The sequence below is a fragment of the Phyllobacterium phragmitis genome (assembly GCF_002980495.1).
In the GTDB taxonomy this organism is placed as follows: Bacteria; Pseudomonadota; Alphaproteobacteria; order Rhizobiales; family Rhizobiaceae; genus Paramesorhizobium; species Paramesorhizobium phragmitis.
In genome coordinates, this window is sequence record NZ_PVBR01000003.1 from 242,413 (window position 1) to 257,139 (window position 14,727).

11 protein-coding genes are annotated in these 14,727 nt (G+C 59.6%); 7 read left to right on the top strand and 4 right to left on the bottom strand.

Annotated features, from left to right (window positions below):
- Nucleotides 1-92: 92 nt before the first annotated feature.
- The 4 genes from C5748_RS05235 to C5748_RS05250 form a co-directional block, all read right to left on the bottom strand.
- Nucleotides 93-1,034, bottom strand: a complete 942-nt coding sequence (locus C5748_RS05235) for a sugar-binding transcriptional regulator (RefSeq protein ID WP_105740870.1) — start codon at nucleotides 1,032-1,034, stop codon at nucleotides 93-95.
- An 86-nt stretch (nucleotides 1,035-1,120) separates the two neighbouring features.
- Nucleotides 1,121-2,056, bottom strand: a complete 936-nt coding sequence (locus C5748_RS05240; protein ID WP_105740871.1) for a TIM barrel protein — start codon at nucleotides 2,054-2,056, stop codon at nucleotides 1,121-1,123.
- 36 nt (nucleotides 2,057-2,092) lie between these two features.
- On the bottom strand, nucleotides 2,093-3,604 hold the full coding sequence (locus tag C5748_RS05245) for a glycerol-3-phosphate dehydrogenase (RefSeq protein WP_105740872.1): 1,512 nt from the start codon (nucleotides 3,602-3,604) through the stop codon (nucleotides 2,093-2,095).
- A gap of 64 nt (nucleotides 3,605-3,668) precedes the next feature.
- Nucleotides 3,669-5,219, bottom strand: a complete 1,551-nt coding sequence (locus C5748_RS05250) for an FGGY-family carbohydrate kinase (protein ID WP_105740873.1) — start codon at nucleotides 5,217-5,219, stop codon at nucleotides 3,669-3,671.
- An 866-nt stretch (nucleotides 5,220-6,085) separates the two neighbouring features.
- Here C5748_RS05250 and C5748_RS05255 point away from each other — a divergent pair.
- The 7 genes from C5748_RS05255 (at nucleotide 6,086) to C5748_RS05285 (ending at nucleotide 14,726) form a co-directional block, all read left to right on the top strand.
- Complete coding sequence (locus C5748_RS05255; RefSeq protein ID WP_105740874.1) at nucleotides 6,086-6,742, top strand: DUF2291 family protein; 657 nt, start codon at nucleotides 6,086-6,088, stop codon at nucleotides 6,740-6,742.
- On the top strand, nucleotides 6,739-8,280 hold the full coding sequence (locus tag C5748_RS05260; protein WP_105740875.1) for a sugar ABC transporter ATP-binding protein: 1,542 nt from the start codon (nucleotides 6,739-6,741) through the stop codon (nucleotides 8,278-8,280). Before C5748_RS05255 ends, C5748_RS05260 begins: the two co-directional genes overlap by 4 nt.
- A gap of 23 nt (nucleotides 8,281-8,303) precedes the next feature.
- The gene (locus tag C5748_RS05265) at nucleotides 8,304-9,344 is read left to right on the top strand and encodes an ABC transporter permease (protein WP_105740876.1); all 1,041 of its coding nucleotides are present in this window, start codon (nucleotides 8,304-8,306) and stop codon (nucleotides 9,342-9,344) included.
- 120 nt (nucleotides 9,345-9,464) lie between these two features.
- Nucleotides 9,465-10,412 (top strand): D-ribose ABC transporter substrate-binding protein, encoded by a 948-nt coding sequence (locus C5748_RS05270; RefSeq protein ID WP_105740877.1) that lies wholly within the window; start codon nucleotides 9,465-9,467, stop codon nucleotides 10,410-10,412.
- 187 nt (nucleotides 10,413-10,599) lie between these two features.
- Complete coding sequence (locus C5748_RS05275) at nucleotides 10,600-11,412, top strand: DeoR/GlpR family DNA-binding transcription regulator (RefSeq protein WP_245428839.1); 813 nt, start codon at nucleotides 10,600-10,602, stop codon at nucleotides 11,410-11,412.
- A 74-nt stretch (nucleotides 11,413-11,486) separates the two neighbouring features.
- Nucleotides 11,487-13,010 carry an FGGY-family carbohydrate kinase gene (locus tag C5748_RS05280; RefSeq protein WP_105740878.1) on the top strand — a complete coding sequence of 508 codons (1,524 nt, stop codon included), beginning with the start codon at nucleotides 11,487-11,489 and terminating at the stop codon, nucleotides 13,008-13,010.
- A 12-nt stretch (nucleotides 13,011-13,022) separates the two neighbouring features.
- On the top strand, nucleotides 13,023-14,726 hold the full coding sequence (locus tag C5748_RS05285; RefSeq protein ID WP_105740879.1) for a glycerol-3-phosphate dehydrogenase/oxidase: 1,704 nt from the start codon (nucleotides 13,023-13,025) through the stop codon (nucleotides 14,724-14,726).
- Nucleotide 14,727 lies beyond the last annotated feature (1 nt).

Sequence of the window (14,727 nt, forward strand, 5' to 3'; positions counted from 1 at the left end):
GGCCATCATTGTGATTGACGCCAAAAATAACACGGACTTATCACATAGTCACATGATTTATGTGATTTCATACAGATTCCACGTGCCTTCCTTCACTGTCCCAACAAAGCCTTCGCGGTCTCTTCATCCGTGATCAGGCCATAAAGCTTGTTGCTGTGAAGAACGGCGCTGATTGCCGCCGTCTTCATCGGCCCGCCTGCAATCGCCACCATCCGATCTTCGGCGGCGTCGGACAGCGAGGCCGCCAGAGTGCGTGCCGTCACGGAGGTCTGGAGGATCCGCCCCTTGCTGTCGAAGAAAAGCCCCAACAGCTCCCCGACCCCGCCAAGCGCCGCGATTTCCTCGATCTCCTGTCTTTCCAGCATGCCTGATTTGAAAAGATGTGCGTCGGCGTCCACGCTGCCGATACCGACGATCTTGAGATCGGCGCTGCTTGCCAGATCAAAGATTTCCCGCACACCACGCTGGGCAAGAAAGACATCCCTGTCCTCCTCCGAATTGGCGAAGAATGGCACGGGCATGACATAGGCCTGCGTTCCCGTCTTTTCCGCCAGCCGGTGCATGACGTCGTGCGGATTGGCCGCATAGTTACGGGTCAAACCGCCCAAGAGTGATACGAACGTCTTGTCGACGGCAGAGATCCTCGGCATCTGGCGTACGGCGGCCGACAAGGTCCGGCCGTGCCCAAAACCGATAACCCTGCTTTCCCCGGTTTCGATCTCTCGCCTGAGGAAGCGGCCGCCCACATAGCCGAGGGTCGTCAGGGCCAGGCCGTCATCGCCATCGATTGCCGGCGCGACCTCGCAGTAGTTCAGGCCGAAACGCGTGCAAAGTCTGGTCTCCAGATCCGCGCACTCGGCAATCTCACCTTCGATGCTCACCTTGACCACGCCTTCCGCGACAGCACGCGTAATCAGCCGGTGCGCCTTCACCGAAGGGATGCCGAGCCGCTTCGCCACCGCAGATTGGGTCAACCCGCCGACATAATGCAGCCAGGCAGCTCTTACGGCCAATGAGTCTTCATAATCCGACATGGTGCGTGCTTCTGTCTCCGCAACTTCTTCAATGAGAAATCCACTAAACGCTGGCATTGAAAAGCGCCAGCGATCTGCCAAAGGCTTCAGGCGGTATTGAGATCCGATACGCCGGTGTCGATGTACGGCGCCCAGAATGCGATGCTCTCGGCGATCTGCGGAATGACCTGCCGGTCATTCGGCTCGCGTTCCTTGAACGACAGTTCAAGGCAGATTTCGTTGTCCAGGGCGCGGCCCTCCTGAAAGGCTTTCAGCAGCGGCTCCGGCTGAATCCTGCCCTTGGCGTTGAACTCGGCGGTAAAAGGACGATGCCCGCCCTTGTCCAGGAGACTTTGCTTGATGTGGATGATCGGCGAAACAGGCGGCACGGCGCGGGCCCACGCATAGGGATCGTAGTCGTCAGAATTGTCCGATGTGACGTCGCCATGGTCGATGTCGGCCATCATCCACATCGGAATTGCCATGTTCGCGGCAGTGATCCGGTCCTGCAATTTCATGCAGGCAGTGATGGTCTCGCCGAATTCGCGCCCAATGCTCATCGGCTCCCAGAATACATAGCTCAGGCCGGCCGCTCGGGCATGGTCAGCAACCTCCGCCCAACAGTCGATCGCAATCTTGATGAGTTCCTCGCGGCGGACCGGATCATCGTAATCGCGATAGGTGAAAATTGCGAACTGCGTGCCGACGGACGCGCCACCAAGGTCCCCGATGATGTCGGCGAATGTCTTGAACCAGCCGACATAATAGCGCCGCACATCCTTGTCGGGGTGGCCGAAATGATTGAGACGGCCATAGGGTCCGGTCATGCCCGATGTGACGTGCACGCCGGTGCGCTGCAAAGCTCGCCGCATCTGGCGGGTCAGCCGGCTGATCGTCGGCGCCTGCCAGCTTGGATTGATGAATTCATGGGTCAGCTGCAGGTCTCTGATCTTCAGGTCCCGCGCGACCGTATCAATGAGATCGTCCGGATCCGCAAAACGGTTGACGAGCGGATTTGTGTTCAGCGACAAAGTCAAAGGCATGTCTTATCTCCCGGTATCAAAGCATTTGTCGCCAAGTCACGCGGCGTCTGCCATCTCTGACTGAAACCATTCGGCGAAATCCGCCTTCTGCCGAGGCGTCATGCGCAGGCTCTCCTTGGTGCGCCGCCACACCACGTCTTCAACGGTCTGTGCCCACTCCTTTCTCACGAGATAGCGGACCTCCGCCTCATAGAGATTACCGCCGAAGTGACGTCCAAGTCCGTCGAGCGAGGTCGCATTGCCGACCACTTCGTGCAGCCGAGCCCCGTAAAGCCGGCCATAGTGATTGATGAGATCACGCGGCATCCAGGGATAATCCATGCGCAGGGTCTCGAAGAACGCCACATAGTCCGCGTTCGGAATCTCTCCGCCCGGCAAGATGGCGTTGGCCGTCCAGTCACCGCCCATTTTCGGGAAATATTTCTGCAAACGCTGCAGGGCATGCTCGGAGAGTTTACGGAAGGTCGTGATTTTGCCGCCGAACACATTGAGCAGCGGCGCGCCGTCCTGCTCATCGAGATCGAACACGTAATCCCGGGTGACAGCCGAGGGGTTGCCCTGACCGTCATCGAAAAGCGGCCGGACGCCGGAGAAGCTCTCGATCACATCGGATCTGCGCAGCTTCTCCTTGAAGTAACGATTGACGACCGTGATCAGGTAATCGATTTCCGGCTCGTCGGCAGCCACCGCTTCGGGGGCGCCCTCATAGGGAATATCGGTGGTGCCGATCAGGGCCTTGTCACCCTCATAAGGATTGATGAAAATAACCCGCTTATCGTTGTTCTGGACCAGATAGGCGTTCTGGCCGCTCCAGAACTTCGGTACGATGATGTGGCTTCCCTTGACGAGGCGCACGGAGCGGCGGCTGTTGGCGCCGGCGACCCTTCCGATCACATCGTTGACCCACGGACCAGCCGCATTGACGACAGCACGGGCACGAATGCTGGTGACAGCGCCCGTTCGGCTGTCACGCAGTTGCACCGTCCACATCCCGTTTTCGCGACGCGTACTGACACAGGCCGTGCGGGTCAGGATCCTCGCGCCCTTTTCGGCGGCGTCGACCGCATTCAGAACCACGAGACGCGCGTCATCCACCCAACAGTCCGAATACTCGAACGCCTTGGTATACTGGTCCTGGATGACGGCACCTTCCGGATCGCGGCGCAGATCGATGGTCCGCGTGCCCGGCAGCTTGTTGCGCCCGCCTAGATGGTCGTAAAGGAAGAGACCGAGACGAACCAGCCACGCCGGGCGATCATCGGGGCTGTGAGGCAGCACGAAGCGCATCGGCCAGATGATATGGCTGGCGGAATTCAGCAGCACTTCACGTTCGATCAGTGCTTCGCGGACGAGCCGGAACTCATAGTATTCGAGATATCTCAACCCGCCATGGACGAGCTTGCCGGAACGCGAAGACGTGCCTTCGGCAAGGTCATCCTTCTCGCACATGAGGACTGACAGTCCGCGCCCTGCCGCATCCCGAGCGATGCCGGCGCCATTGATGCCGCCACCGATCACGAAGAGGTCATAGGTCTCGGGTTCAGTCATTTCCTGCTCCTTAGCGACGCCAGGTATGATCGCTGCATGTCGGCGAGCTTCATGCTCAAGTAAATCAATGGTTTGCCAGGATGCTCCAGGCGGGCGCGACGCCCATGCGAATGGTCCGGTAGGCCTCGAAAAGTCTTTGCATCCGCTCTGTATCCGCCTTGCCGGCGGCTTCGGCATCGCCCAGATGCGGCGTCACCCAGTCGGCTATGCAATCATCCATATTCCGGTATGCCCCGACAGCGACGGCGGCCATCATGGACGCGCCGGCCGCACCGGCCTCCTCGCGAGAATTAACCCGCACGGGCGCATCGACGGCTGCCGAGAGCGTCTGACGAAGGGCCTTTGACCTGGCGGCGCCGCCGCTGATGCGAACCTCCGGCGGCAGAGTTCCCATCGCCGCGTAACAGTCGCGGGTTGCCATCCCGAGGCCCTCGATCACCGCGCGAACCAGTTCGGGATAGCGGTGCCGGCTGGAAAGGCCGCTGAAATTGGCCCGCGCCTGAGCATTGACGAACGGACCGCGCTCGCCCGCCTCGGATATGTAGGGATGATAGACGATGTCGCTTGGCGTGCTTGACGCAAACCAGTGGTCCACCCGTGCGATGAGGTCATCGAGCGCCACTTGGACCCCGAACTCCGCGAGCAGGTCTGCCCCTACCTGCAGCAACCAATCGAGATTGATCGTCGCCGCCATATTCGTTTGAACCTGGGTGACTATGCCGGGGATCGGCAAGGCGATCACATAGCCGGTCTTCTCATCGTTCAGCTTCACGTCGCCAACGGCCTTGGCACGCATATGCACACCGGTGGAACCGATCGCCGAACAGGCCGCATTCTCTCCGCCGCTTCGCACCCCGGCTCCGAGCGCCGTCATCACCATATCGACATAGCCGAGGCACACCGGCGTACCCGCGGCCAATCCGCAGGCGGATGCGGCTTCCATATTCAGCGGATGCGTCGTCTGCGTTCCCTCCAGAACGTCGGGGAGCAGCTTACGCCTGTGGCCAAGGCCGAGAGCCGCGAGAACGACCGCGTCATAATCGCGGGTTCTGAAATTCCCGAAGGTGAAGCTCACCTCCGAGGGATCGGTCGCACGTACGCCCGTCAGGTTCAGGTAGAGCCAGTCCTTGCAGTGCATCGCGACTTCGGCACCGTCGAGCAGTTCAGGGCTATGGTGGTCCATATGCGCCATTTGGCTGCCCTGCTGACAGGTATTGAGACCGGTGCCAGTGGCTTCGAACCGCGCGCGGTCCGCCTCCAGCCCCGACAAGCGCACCACTGTCGGCGCGGCGCGCGCATCGAGCCACAACCAGGCATCGGCAACAGGTCGATCATCCTTGCCCACCAGCCAGGTACCGTCACCCTGGCCGGTGACGGCGATGGCCGCCACTCTGCGGGAAAGTCCGTCGACTTTTTGGGAAAGAGCACGAAGCGCCGTGACACAATCAGTCCACGTGGCGGATAATGACTGCGTCACCGAACCGTCAGCCCTGGTGGCGTAATTGTTGCGCACCGACGCGGATGCGACCTGGCGACCGGCGAGCGTAAAAGCGACCGCCTTCATAACCGAGGTACCCGCGTCTATGCCGATGATCAGATCCGCGGTTTCAGCCACGACGGACCTCGCAACGCAAGGCGCACGCGCCAGATTGGGGCGCCGAACTGATTGAACCCATTCACTCCTCCCTGCGCTCGCCGCGACAAGCCGATGCAGATATCTGTTGCAAGATTCCTAGTGTCGACCATTGGCGGCACAAGAGCCGTCTCTTCGCTTGCGAGCATGCAACCGTGCGTTAAAGCCCGGCAATGCTCATTTCCAATAAAGATACCACAAACCTATCACAAGTCCCGTAATTTTTTTCTTTATGCGTATTTTTTTTCATATACAATAGACAAGGACATCGTGAAAAGCCGTCATATTTCGCGCGCTCCAGGCCCGGGCATAGCCTGCGGATAAAATATGTCGACGAAAATCCGCGGTCGCGCGCAATCATCGTGCGGAATCTTTTTTACGTATATTTATCAATTCATTATGGCGCGGCAACGATCTCGTTAGTGATGATTTCGCACCGCATTATGGAATGCGTCACTCCTTTTGCAGACGCGAAATAGATAACTGATCGATGAATGAAAGAGCGGTGGGATCGAGATAGCCCATAGCACCAGACTCAAAAAATCGGATGCGAGACCCGTTGACAGTCCGCGTGAACTTAACATATCTCTTACATTAATTAACACGGCTATATCGCATTGATCGCGAAAATCGTGTGAGTCAGGGGAATAGGGAGACTTCCGCCTGGCGCTTGGATGGGAGGATATCATGGCAAGTGCAATCGACCGCCGACCGGGGCGGAAACTCACAATTGCGTCCGCATTCGCAGCGGCAACTGTCGCGCATCCGCTTGTACCAACATTGAAACCGACACCCCCAGCCACTGAGATCAGACGCTAGGGTTTCCGCCGGGGAACTGCTGAGGCCATATGCTCATGACTGAACCCATCAAAAGAAACACATCCCAGCCATCGAAACGCTACAGATGGGTAATAGGAGCAGCCGTGATCGTCCTGGTCGGCGCCATGGCCCTCGACACGAAGATCGTCGTGATCGGCTCTCAGAATGACGTTCGAGAACAGAAATTCTCGCCTGAAGCCTTTGCCGAAAAGGAGTATCCGGCAATCCAGGAAAGCGTCGAGAAACGCGCCGTAGACGCCGTCGAACTCGCAAAGGCAATTCAAGAGGACAAGCAGGCCGCCGGCGACAAATATGGCGTGGCGGCGTCAATCGGCCCCGTCATTCCTGTCTCGTTCACCGGCGTGGTCACCGAGCGCAAGTCCAACTACAGCATGGTCGCCATCGAGGGCCTGCCGCCAGAGTTCAAGGTGCGTGTACAGACCGGCCCGGCCTTGAACGGAACCGATCTCAGGGATTCCACGGGAACGATTCAGTTTGGCCAGTTCACCAACCAGATCGAGTTCCAGAATGTCGGTTCAGCGATCAACAACCAGGTCAAGAAGGTGGTGCTGGCGGATATCGATCCCAATGCCCTTACCGGCAAGACGATCTCGGTGGTTGGTGTCTTCAAGCTGGTCAATCCCAAGAGCTGGATCGTGACGCCCGTGAGGCTCGAGGTAAAATGAGCAGCAACGCACTCCCCGGACAAATCGGCGACGTGGTGCTCGCGGCGCATGACATCGCAAAGTCCTATGGCAATATCCATGCGCTGAGGGGTGTGAACTTCGATATCCGTCGTGGTCAGGTGACGACCCTTTTCGGGGAGAATGGCGCGGGAAAATCCACGCTGATGAAGATCCTCTCGGGTGTCATTCAGCCGACATCCGGCACGATCGTGCTGGACGGAAAGCCCGTCATGTTCTCCTCGTCCACCGACGCGCGCGAACAGGGCATTTCCATCATCCACCAGGAGCTGAGCCTGGCGCCGAACATGAACGTGCGCGACAACATTTTCATGGGCCGCGAGATCCGCAAGGCAACCGGTGTGGATTTCGCGGAAGAGGAGCGCCAGAGCCGGACGCTGTTGGCCGAGCTCGAGGAGGACATCGATCCTCTGACGCTGGTCGAGGACCTGCGTCTCGGGCAGCAGCAGATCGTCGAAATCGCACGTGCGCTCTCCGTCAACTCACGCATCCTGATTATGGACGAGCCGACGTCGGCGCTCAGCGCCTCCGAAGTCGAAGTGCTGTTCAAGGTCATCCGCGACCTGACGAACAAGGGCGTCTCGATCGTCTACATTTCGCACCACCTCGAAGAGGCCTTGCAGATCACCCATCACGCGGTTGTCCTTCGCGACGGTGCGATCACGGCTTATGCCGAGCGGAAGGACATAAATCTTGAATGGATCGTCCACCACATGGTCGGCGAGAACTTCGACCTGGGCTCTCCGCCGACCGACCACACCATCGGTGACGTCGCCCTGCGGATCGAGGGGCTGACGGTGCCCGATCCCTCCGGGGCGGATTACAACGTCGTCGACAATTTCTCCCTGTCTGTCCACGAAGGCGAGATTGTCTGCATCTACGGCCTTATGGGTGCAGGCCGGACGGAGCTTCTCGAATCCGCCGCAGGCCGGCTCTCCCCCTCATCGGGAAAAATCATCCTGAAAGGGCAGGACGTCACCGGCAGATCCATCGCCGAGTGCATCCGCAACGGCCTGGTTCTGGTGCCCGAGGACAGACAACGCGACGGGCTTGTCCAGACGATGACCGTCGGCAGTAACCTTTCGCTTGCCAGCATCGGAGCGATCACGCGTGCCTTCTTTACGTCTTTCGCCAGGGAAGCGCAGCTGATCGGCGACGCCATTCAGCGGGTTCACATCAAGTCCGATGGCGGCGGAGCCGCGATCGGCTCCCTCTCGGGAGGCAATCAGCAGAAGGTCGTCATCGGCAAGATGCTCGCAACCGATCCGGAGGTGATCCTTCTGGACGAGCCGAGCCGCGGCATCGACATCGGTGCCAAGGCCGAAGTGTTCAAGCTGCTCGCCGGTCGGGCCAGGCAGGGTCTTGCGGTCATCTACACGACATCCGAAGTCGGCGAATGCCTGAGCATCGCCCATCGCATCATCGTCATGCGCCGCGGCCGCATTTCAGCTGAATTCGGTCCCGACGTCACCAAAGAACAAATCATGGCTGCCTCGGGTGAGGCTTTAGTCACGCACTAGCCCCAGTGAAGGAGCGCCAAACAATGTCGGCTACCACTTCCGTGGATACAAACAAGTCGAGTGCTAAGGGCAAGCGCAAGAAAAGCCTGGTAGAGCTTTTGTTCGAAGGCCGCGCATTCTTTGCGCTGATCGCCATCATCATCGTGTTCTCGTCGATGTCGCCCAACTACTTCACCATCAACAACTTTCTTATCATGGCGTCGCATGTCGCCATCTACGGATTGTTGGCGATCGGCATGCTGCTGGTCATCCTCAACGGCGGCATCGACCTGTCGGTCGGCTCCACCCTCGGGCTGTCCGGCGTCTTCGCCGGTTTCCTGATGCAGGGCGTGACCCTGCCCCAGTTCGACGTCATTCTCTATCCCTCGGTGTGGGTTGCGGTGGTGCTGACCTGCCTGCTCGGCGCCATTGTGGGTGCCGTCAACGGGGTGCTGATCGCTTACCTGCGCGTTCCCGCATTCGTTGCGACGCTCGGCGTTCTCTACGTCGCTCGCGGCGTCGCGCTGCTGATGACCAACGGTCTTACCTATAATAATCTGAGCGGGCGCCCGGAACTCGGGAATACCGGTTTCGACTGGCTCGGCTTCAACCGCCTTGCCGGCGTTCCGATCGGCGTCCTGGTGCTTGCGGTCTTCGCAATCGCCTGCGGCATTCTTCTGTCGCGGACTGGCTTTGGCCGCTGGCTTTATTCGTCCGGCGGCAACGAACACGCCGCCGAATTGTCCGGTGTTCCGGTCAAGCGCGTGAAGATTACCGTCTACATGCTCTCCGGTGTCTGCGCGGCCGTTGCCGGCCTGGTGCTGTCGTCCCAGTTGACCTCCGCAGGTCCAACTGCCGGCACGACATATGAACTGACCGCGATTGCAGCAGTCGTCATCGGCGGCGCCGCTCTTACAGGCGGCCGCGGTACGGTCATCGGCACCCTGCTCGGCGCTTTCGTGATCGGTTTCCTGTCGGACGGCCTCGTGATCATCGGCGTCTCTTCCTACTGGCAGACCGTCTTTACCGGCGCCGTGATCGTCATGGCCGTCCTGCTCAACAGCATCAAATACAGCCGCCGCTGACGATACAGCGACGGCCGACCAGATTTTCCGCGATAGGCAAGGAGGCAACCAAGGGATCGATCGCGGGGAGTAATGCCGGGAAACCGGCGCAACCTCAGCTCATTGAAAGGGAGTGAGATCATGTTCACTAAAGGCAAGCGCGTACTTCTCGCGGCGATCGCAGCCGTTCCACTGCTCACCAGCACGGCCTGGGCACAGGACCTGATGACGATCATCGTCAACGACCCGTCCAACCCGTACTGGTTCACGGAAGGTGAAGTGGCAAAGGCAACGGCGGAAAAGCTCGGCTACAAGGCCACCGTCAGCGCGCATAAGGGCGACACCAACACGGAAAGCAACCTGATCGATACGGCAATCACCAACAAGTCTGCTGCGATCATTCTCGACCCGGCAAACGCCGACGGCTCGATCGGTGCGGTCAAGAAGGCCGTTGCCGCCGGTATTCCGGTTTTCCTGGTCAATGCCGAGATCAACCAGGAGGGCCTTGCCAAGGCACAGCTCGTGTCCAACAACGCCCAGGGCGCAGCACTCGGTGCGCAGCAGTGGGTCGAAGATGTCGGTGAAGAAGGCAAGTATGCCGAACTCTTCGGCAATCCGTCCGATAACAATGCGGCAACCCGCTCGAACGGCTACGAAACGGTGCTGACCCAGTATCCGGACCTCGTAAAAGTCGCCCAGGAAGTCGCAAACTGGGACCGCACCCAGGGCCATGACAAGATGCAGTCCATGCTGCAGGCCCATCCCGACATCATCGGCGTGATCAGCGGCAATGATGAAATGGCCCTCGGCGCAATCGCCGCGCTGAAGGAAGCCGGCAAGCTCGACCAGATCAAGGTCGGCGGCTTCGACGGATCCCCGGATGCGGTTGACGCCATCAAGGCCGGCGAACTTCAGTACACCGTTCTTCAGCCCGTCGCCGTCTTCTCGGCAGCGGCCGTCAAGCAGGCCGACAGTTTCATCAAGACCGGCAGCACCGGCGTTGATCACGAAAAGCAGCTTTTCGACTGTATCCTTATCACCAAGGACAACATCGACAAGTACACAGCTCCATTCGTCCTCAGCGAATAATCTGAAAATTGTCGGGAGGCGCGGCAACGCGCCTCCCGACGACACGAATTTGCTGACCGGAATGCAAACCACCGGAACGCTACGGCAAATCGAGACCTTTGTGTTGCCGCGAGATAGCCGATACCAGGGCCAATACGCAGGTTTCATGGAAAGAGCGATCGTGAAAAAGAAAGTCGACGTCAGGGAAATGCTGTCAGACGAAGTGCCGAGCGACAGCAGACACGCAAGGCAGCTCGTCCGACGTCAGCTGATCGCCGAAACCGTGATTGCGGAGGGGTCGATCAGAATCGAAGACCTTACGGAGCGCTTCGGCGTCAGCCTCATGACGGCCCATCGCGATGTCGACGATCTGGTCAGCCGGGGCATTATCCGCAAGACCCGCGGCATCGTCACCGCCGCCCCCACCAGTCTCATTGAATCGAGCGACGTCTATCGCGCCACCCGGCAGGCCAGCGAGAAGAGATTCATCGCGCAGACCGCGGCGGGTTTCATTGAGCCCGGGCAGGCCGTCATTCTCGACGACTCCACCACGGTCCAGCAGATGACCGCCCTGCTGCCTTCGAAGGTGCCGCTCACCGTCATCACCAATTCACTGATCCTCATCAATGAGCTCAAGGGTATCCGCGACCTCAATCTGATCAGCCTTGGCGGACAGTTCTACAATTGGTGCAACGCATTCATGGGACATATCACCACCAGCGAAGTTCGCCGGCTGCGCGCCGATACGGTTTTCCTGTCCTTGGCCGCGATCATCGACGACATCGTCTTTCATCAGTCTCCCGAAACCATTGAGACGAAGCGCGCCATGTTCGAATCAGCCGCAAAACGTATCCTGCTTGCGGACCATACCAAGTTTGAGCGGCGCGCTCTGCATCGGTTTGCCGCGCTTAATGAATTCGACGTCGTCATCGTCGACGAGGACACGCCGATCGAGCACCTGTCCCGAATGCGCTCGAAGGGGATCAATGTTGTCGTCGCGGGTGGAAAACAGTTCGACTGACGCGCTGACAGGCGTACCAGGCTGAGAATGCCTACCTCTGATGCGCGCCGTTGCGGTAGATACAGGAAAGCAGAATGGCAAGCATCCTAGGCATAGACAGCGGATTGACGGTCACCAAGGCCGTCATCTTCGATATTGACGGGCGCGTGCTTTCGGTTGCCCGCCGCCGCATTCCACAGATCATTCGCAAGCCGCGCCATGTGGAACGTGACATGGAACTCATGTGGACCGCGACCGCCGAGGCGATCAGGGAAGCCGTAGACGGGACGGGACGGCCAGCCGGCGACATCATCGCGATCGCGGCAACGGCCCATGGTGACGGCATCTACCTTCTTGGCCGCGACAACCGACCGCTCGGACCGGCGATCCTGTCGCTGGACACGAGAGCGATCGATGTCGCGGATCAGTGGAATAGCGGCGAGGTCGCCGAACAGTCCCTTTCGCTGACCGGACAATATCCGCACGCCGCCGCCCCTTCGGCCATTCTTCGCTGGATCAAGGAAAACGAGCCCGAACGCTTCTCGGCAATCGCCCATTTCATGGCCGCCAAGGATTGGCTGCGATATCGTCTTTGCGGAACGATCGGTACGGACCGTACCGAGGCAAGCACGTCTTTCACGGACGTTCAATCGCAGACCTACACCGAGGCCGCCTTCGCGCTCTTCGGCCTGGAGGCGCTATGGGGCAAGCGCCCTCCGGTCGCATCTTCGGTCGACGTCGTCGGTCACGTGACCGGTCAGACGGCACGGCAGACGGGCCTTCTGGAAGGAACTCCGGTCGTTGCCGGCCTGCACGATGTCACGGCCTCCGCTCTCGGCATCGGAGGTTATCGCGCGGGCGTGGTGGCGATCGTCGCCGGGACATATTCGATCAACGAGACGGTTTCGAGCAAGCCCAAGGTCGACGCCCGCTGGTTCTGCCGGAATGGCATCTTACCCGGCGAGTGGAACAGCATGTCCATCTCTCCGGCTTCCACGGCCAACTATGACTGGTTCATCGAACGGCTGTGCGCTGAGGAAGCAAAAGCTGCCGAACAGGCCGGCGAAAGTGTGCATGCGCTGATCGCAGAAGAATTCGCGACATCGGCGAAAAAGGCCTCCAGCGTCATCTTCCACCCTTACCTTTTCGGCTCTCCCTTTACGGGCGCGTCCAGCGCAGGTCTCTTCGGCCTCAACGCATGGCATGATCGCGGCGACATCGTGCGCGCCATCATCGAGGGCATCGCCTTCAATCACCGCATCCATGTCGATGCGCTACGCGATGGTTTTTCGCCCGGAACCGCCCGCCTGACCGGCGGCATTTCGAGAAATCCTGCGGTTGCCGGTCTTTTTGCCGATATTCTCGGAATGCCGGTCGCGGCCACGAAAACGGAAGAAGCTGCGGCCTGGGGCGCAGCCCTGTGTGCCGGCGCCGGCATGGGCGTTTACGCTTCGCCGACCGACGATCCGCGGGATTTCGGCGAAATCGAAACAATCCACCAGCCGGACCCGGAGCGATGCGCTGCCTACGAAACCAAATATCAGGTATTTCTCGAACTGACAGATGCAATGAAGCCCATCTGGCCAAAGCTCCAGAACCTGGCCTCGTCCGCCCACTGATGGAATGAAATAATGAGCACGCAAATTGCGCAAAACACGGATGGCATTGCCGGCTCTGTTGGCGATGGCGAGTATGATGTCGTGATCATCGGCGCCGGGATCAACGGCGCCGGCCTTTTCCGGGAACTCTGCCTGCAGGGAATCAAATGCCTGATCGTCGACAAGGCGGATTTCGGCTCCGGCACGAGTGCTGCCCCTTCCCGTCTCATCCATGGTGGAATCAAATATCTCGAAACCGGAGAACTGGGGCTCGTCGCCCAGTCGACACTCGAACGCAATTTGCTCTTGCGCAATGCGCCGCATTGTGTGGCGCCTCTGCCGACCTTCATACCGACCTTTTCCTATGTGAAGGGTGCGCTTGCAGCGCTGCGCACGCTTGCCGGATCGACGACGGCTCCGCGCAGCCGCGGCGCGCTCCTCATCAAGATCGGCCTGTCGCTCTATGATTTCTACGGCGCACGTCACCGTGTCATGCCGAAGCACCGTTTCCTGTTCCGCAACGCCGCACTCAAAGAGATGCCAGCAATTACATCGCGCATCGTTGCGGGCGGGATCTACTACGACGCCAGGATCACCCGACCGGAACGGCTGGTCTGGGAACTGATCAAGGATGGGTTGGAGGCGAGTCCCGGATCTCATGCCTGCAATTATGCCGAGTTGGAGAGCCGCAGCGGCGACGTGCTCGTTTTCAGGGACTATCTGGACCGCCGCTTTGCCGCCCGGCCGAAGATCGTGGTCAATGCCGGTGGTCCCTGGATCGACAAGATCAATACGAGTCTCGGCGAACCGACAAAACTGATCGGCGGGACGAAGGGCTCGCATGTTCTACTCCAGCATCCCGAACTCGTCGAAAGTCTTAAGGGACGGATGATCTACTTTGAAGCGGATGATGGCCGCATCTGCCTTGTCTACGAGTATCTCGGTCTTGCCCTGGTCGGCTCCACGGATACGAAATCGGACGATCCCGACAATGTCAAATGCGAGGAGAACGAGGTCGACTATTTCCTCGCCAGCTTGAAATCGCTGCTGCCACGGTTGCATTTCGACCGCAGCCAGATCGTCTATACTTACAGCGGCATCCGTCCCCTGCCGGCATCGGACGCCGGTCAGCCCGGTCTGATCAGCCGGGATCATTCGGCCCCCATCCTGCCGCCGACCGCGGAGCGGCCATTTTCCATCGCGTCCCTCGTCGGCGGCAAATGGACGACATTCCGGGGATTTGCCGAGGAAGTCGCTGACATTCTCCTCAAGCAGCTCGCCAGCCCGCGCCGGCAAAGCACGCAGATGCAGCCGATCGGGGGCGGACGGGGGTTTCCGGCAGATGCCGCTGCCCGGAAGGAGTGGATAGCGAAACGGAGCACGGCCGACGCGCCAAAGCCCGAAATCATCGACAGTCTCCTGGCACGCTACGGAACAACGAGCGATCTCATTTTGTCTCATATCCAAGGTTTTGAGAGCGAAGCACCGCTTGAGCACATCCGGGGCTATACGCAGGGCGAGATCGACTGGATCGCCCGATCAGAGATGGTGATCCATCTCCCTGATATCGTCATGCGCCGGACCACGATGGCGATCGAGGGGCTTTTGTCCCAGGCAGGTCTTGAGGAAGTCGCGGCGATCGCGGCAAATGCCCTCGGCTGGAGTGAAGAAAGGCGCCGGCAGGAAGTCGAAATGACGATAGCACTTCTGGAAACCCGCCACGGGCTGAGCTTCTAGC

Excerpts from the sequence above, each read along its gene's own strand:
- C5748_RS05240 (WP_105740871.1), bottom strand. The coding sequence starts at position 2,056 with ATGCCTTTGACTTTGTCGCTGAACACAAATCCGCTCGTCAACCGTTTT.
- C5748_RS05235 (WP_105740870.1), bottom strand. The coding sequence starts at position 1,034 with ATGTCGGATTATGAAGACTCATTGGCCGTAAGAGCTGCCTGGCTGCAT.
- C5748_RS05280 (WP_105740878.1), top strand. The coding sequence starts at position 11,487 with ATGGCAAGCATCCTAGGCATAGACAGCGGATTGACGGTCACCAAGGCC.
- C5748_RS05270 (WP_105740877.1), top strand. The coding sequence starts at position 9,465 with ATGTTCACTAAAGGCAAGCGCGTACTTCTCGCGGCGATCGCAGCCGTT.
- C5748_RS05245 (WP_105740872.1), bottom strand. The coding sequence starts at position 3,604 with ATGACTGAACCCGAGACCTATGACCTCTTCGTGATCGGTGGCGGCATC.
- C5748_RS05265 (WP_105740876.1), top strand. The coding sequence starts at position 8,304 with ATGTCGGCTACCACTTCCGTGGATACAAACAAGTCGAGTGCTAAGGGC.
- C5748_RS05285 (WP_105740879.1), top strand. The coding sequence starts at position 13,023 with ATGAGCACGCAAATTGCGCAAAACACGGATGGCATTGCCGGCTCTGTT.
- C5748_RS05275 (WP_245428839.1), top strand. The coding sequence starts at position 10,600 with ATGCTGTCAGACGAAGTGCCGAGCGACAGCAGACACGCAAGGCAGCTC.
- C5748_RS05260 (WP_105740875.1), top strand. The coding sequence starts at position 6,739 with ATGAGCAGCAACGCACTCCCCGGACAAATCGGCGACGTGGTGCTCGCG.
- C5748_RS05255 (WP_105740874.1), top strand. The coding sequence starts at position 6,086 with ATGCTCATGACTGAACCCATCAAAAGAAACACATCCCAGCCATCGAAA.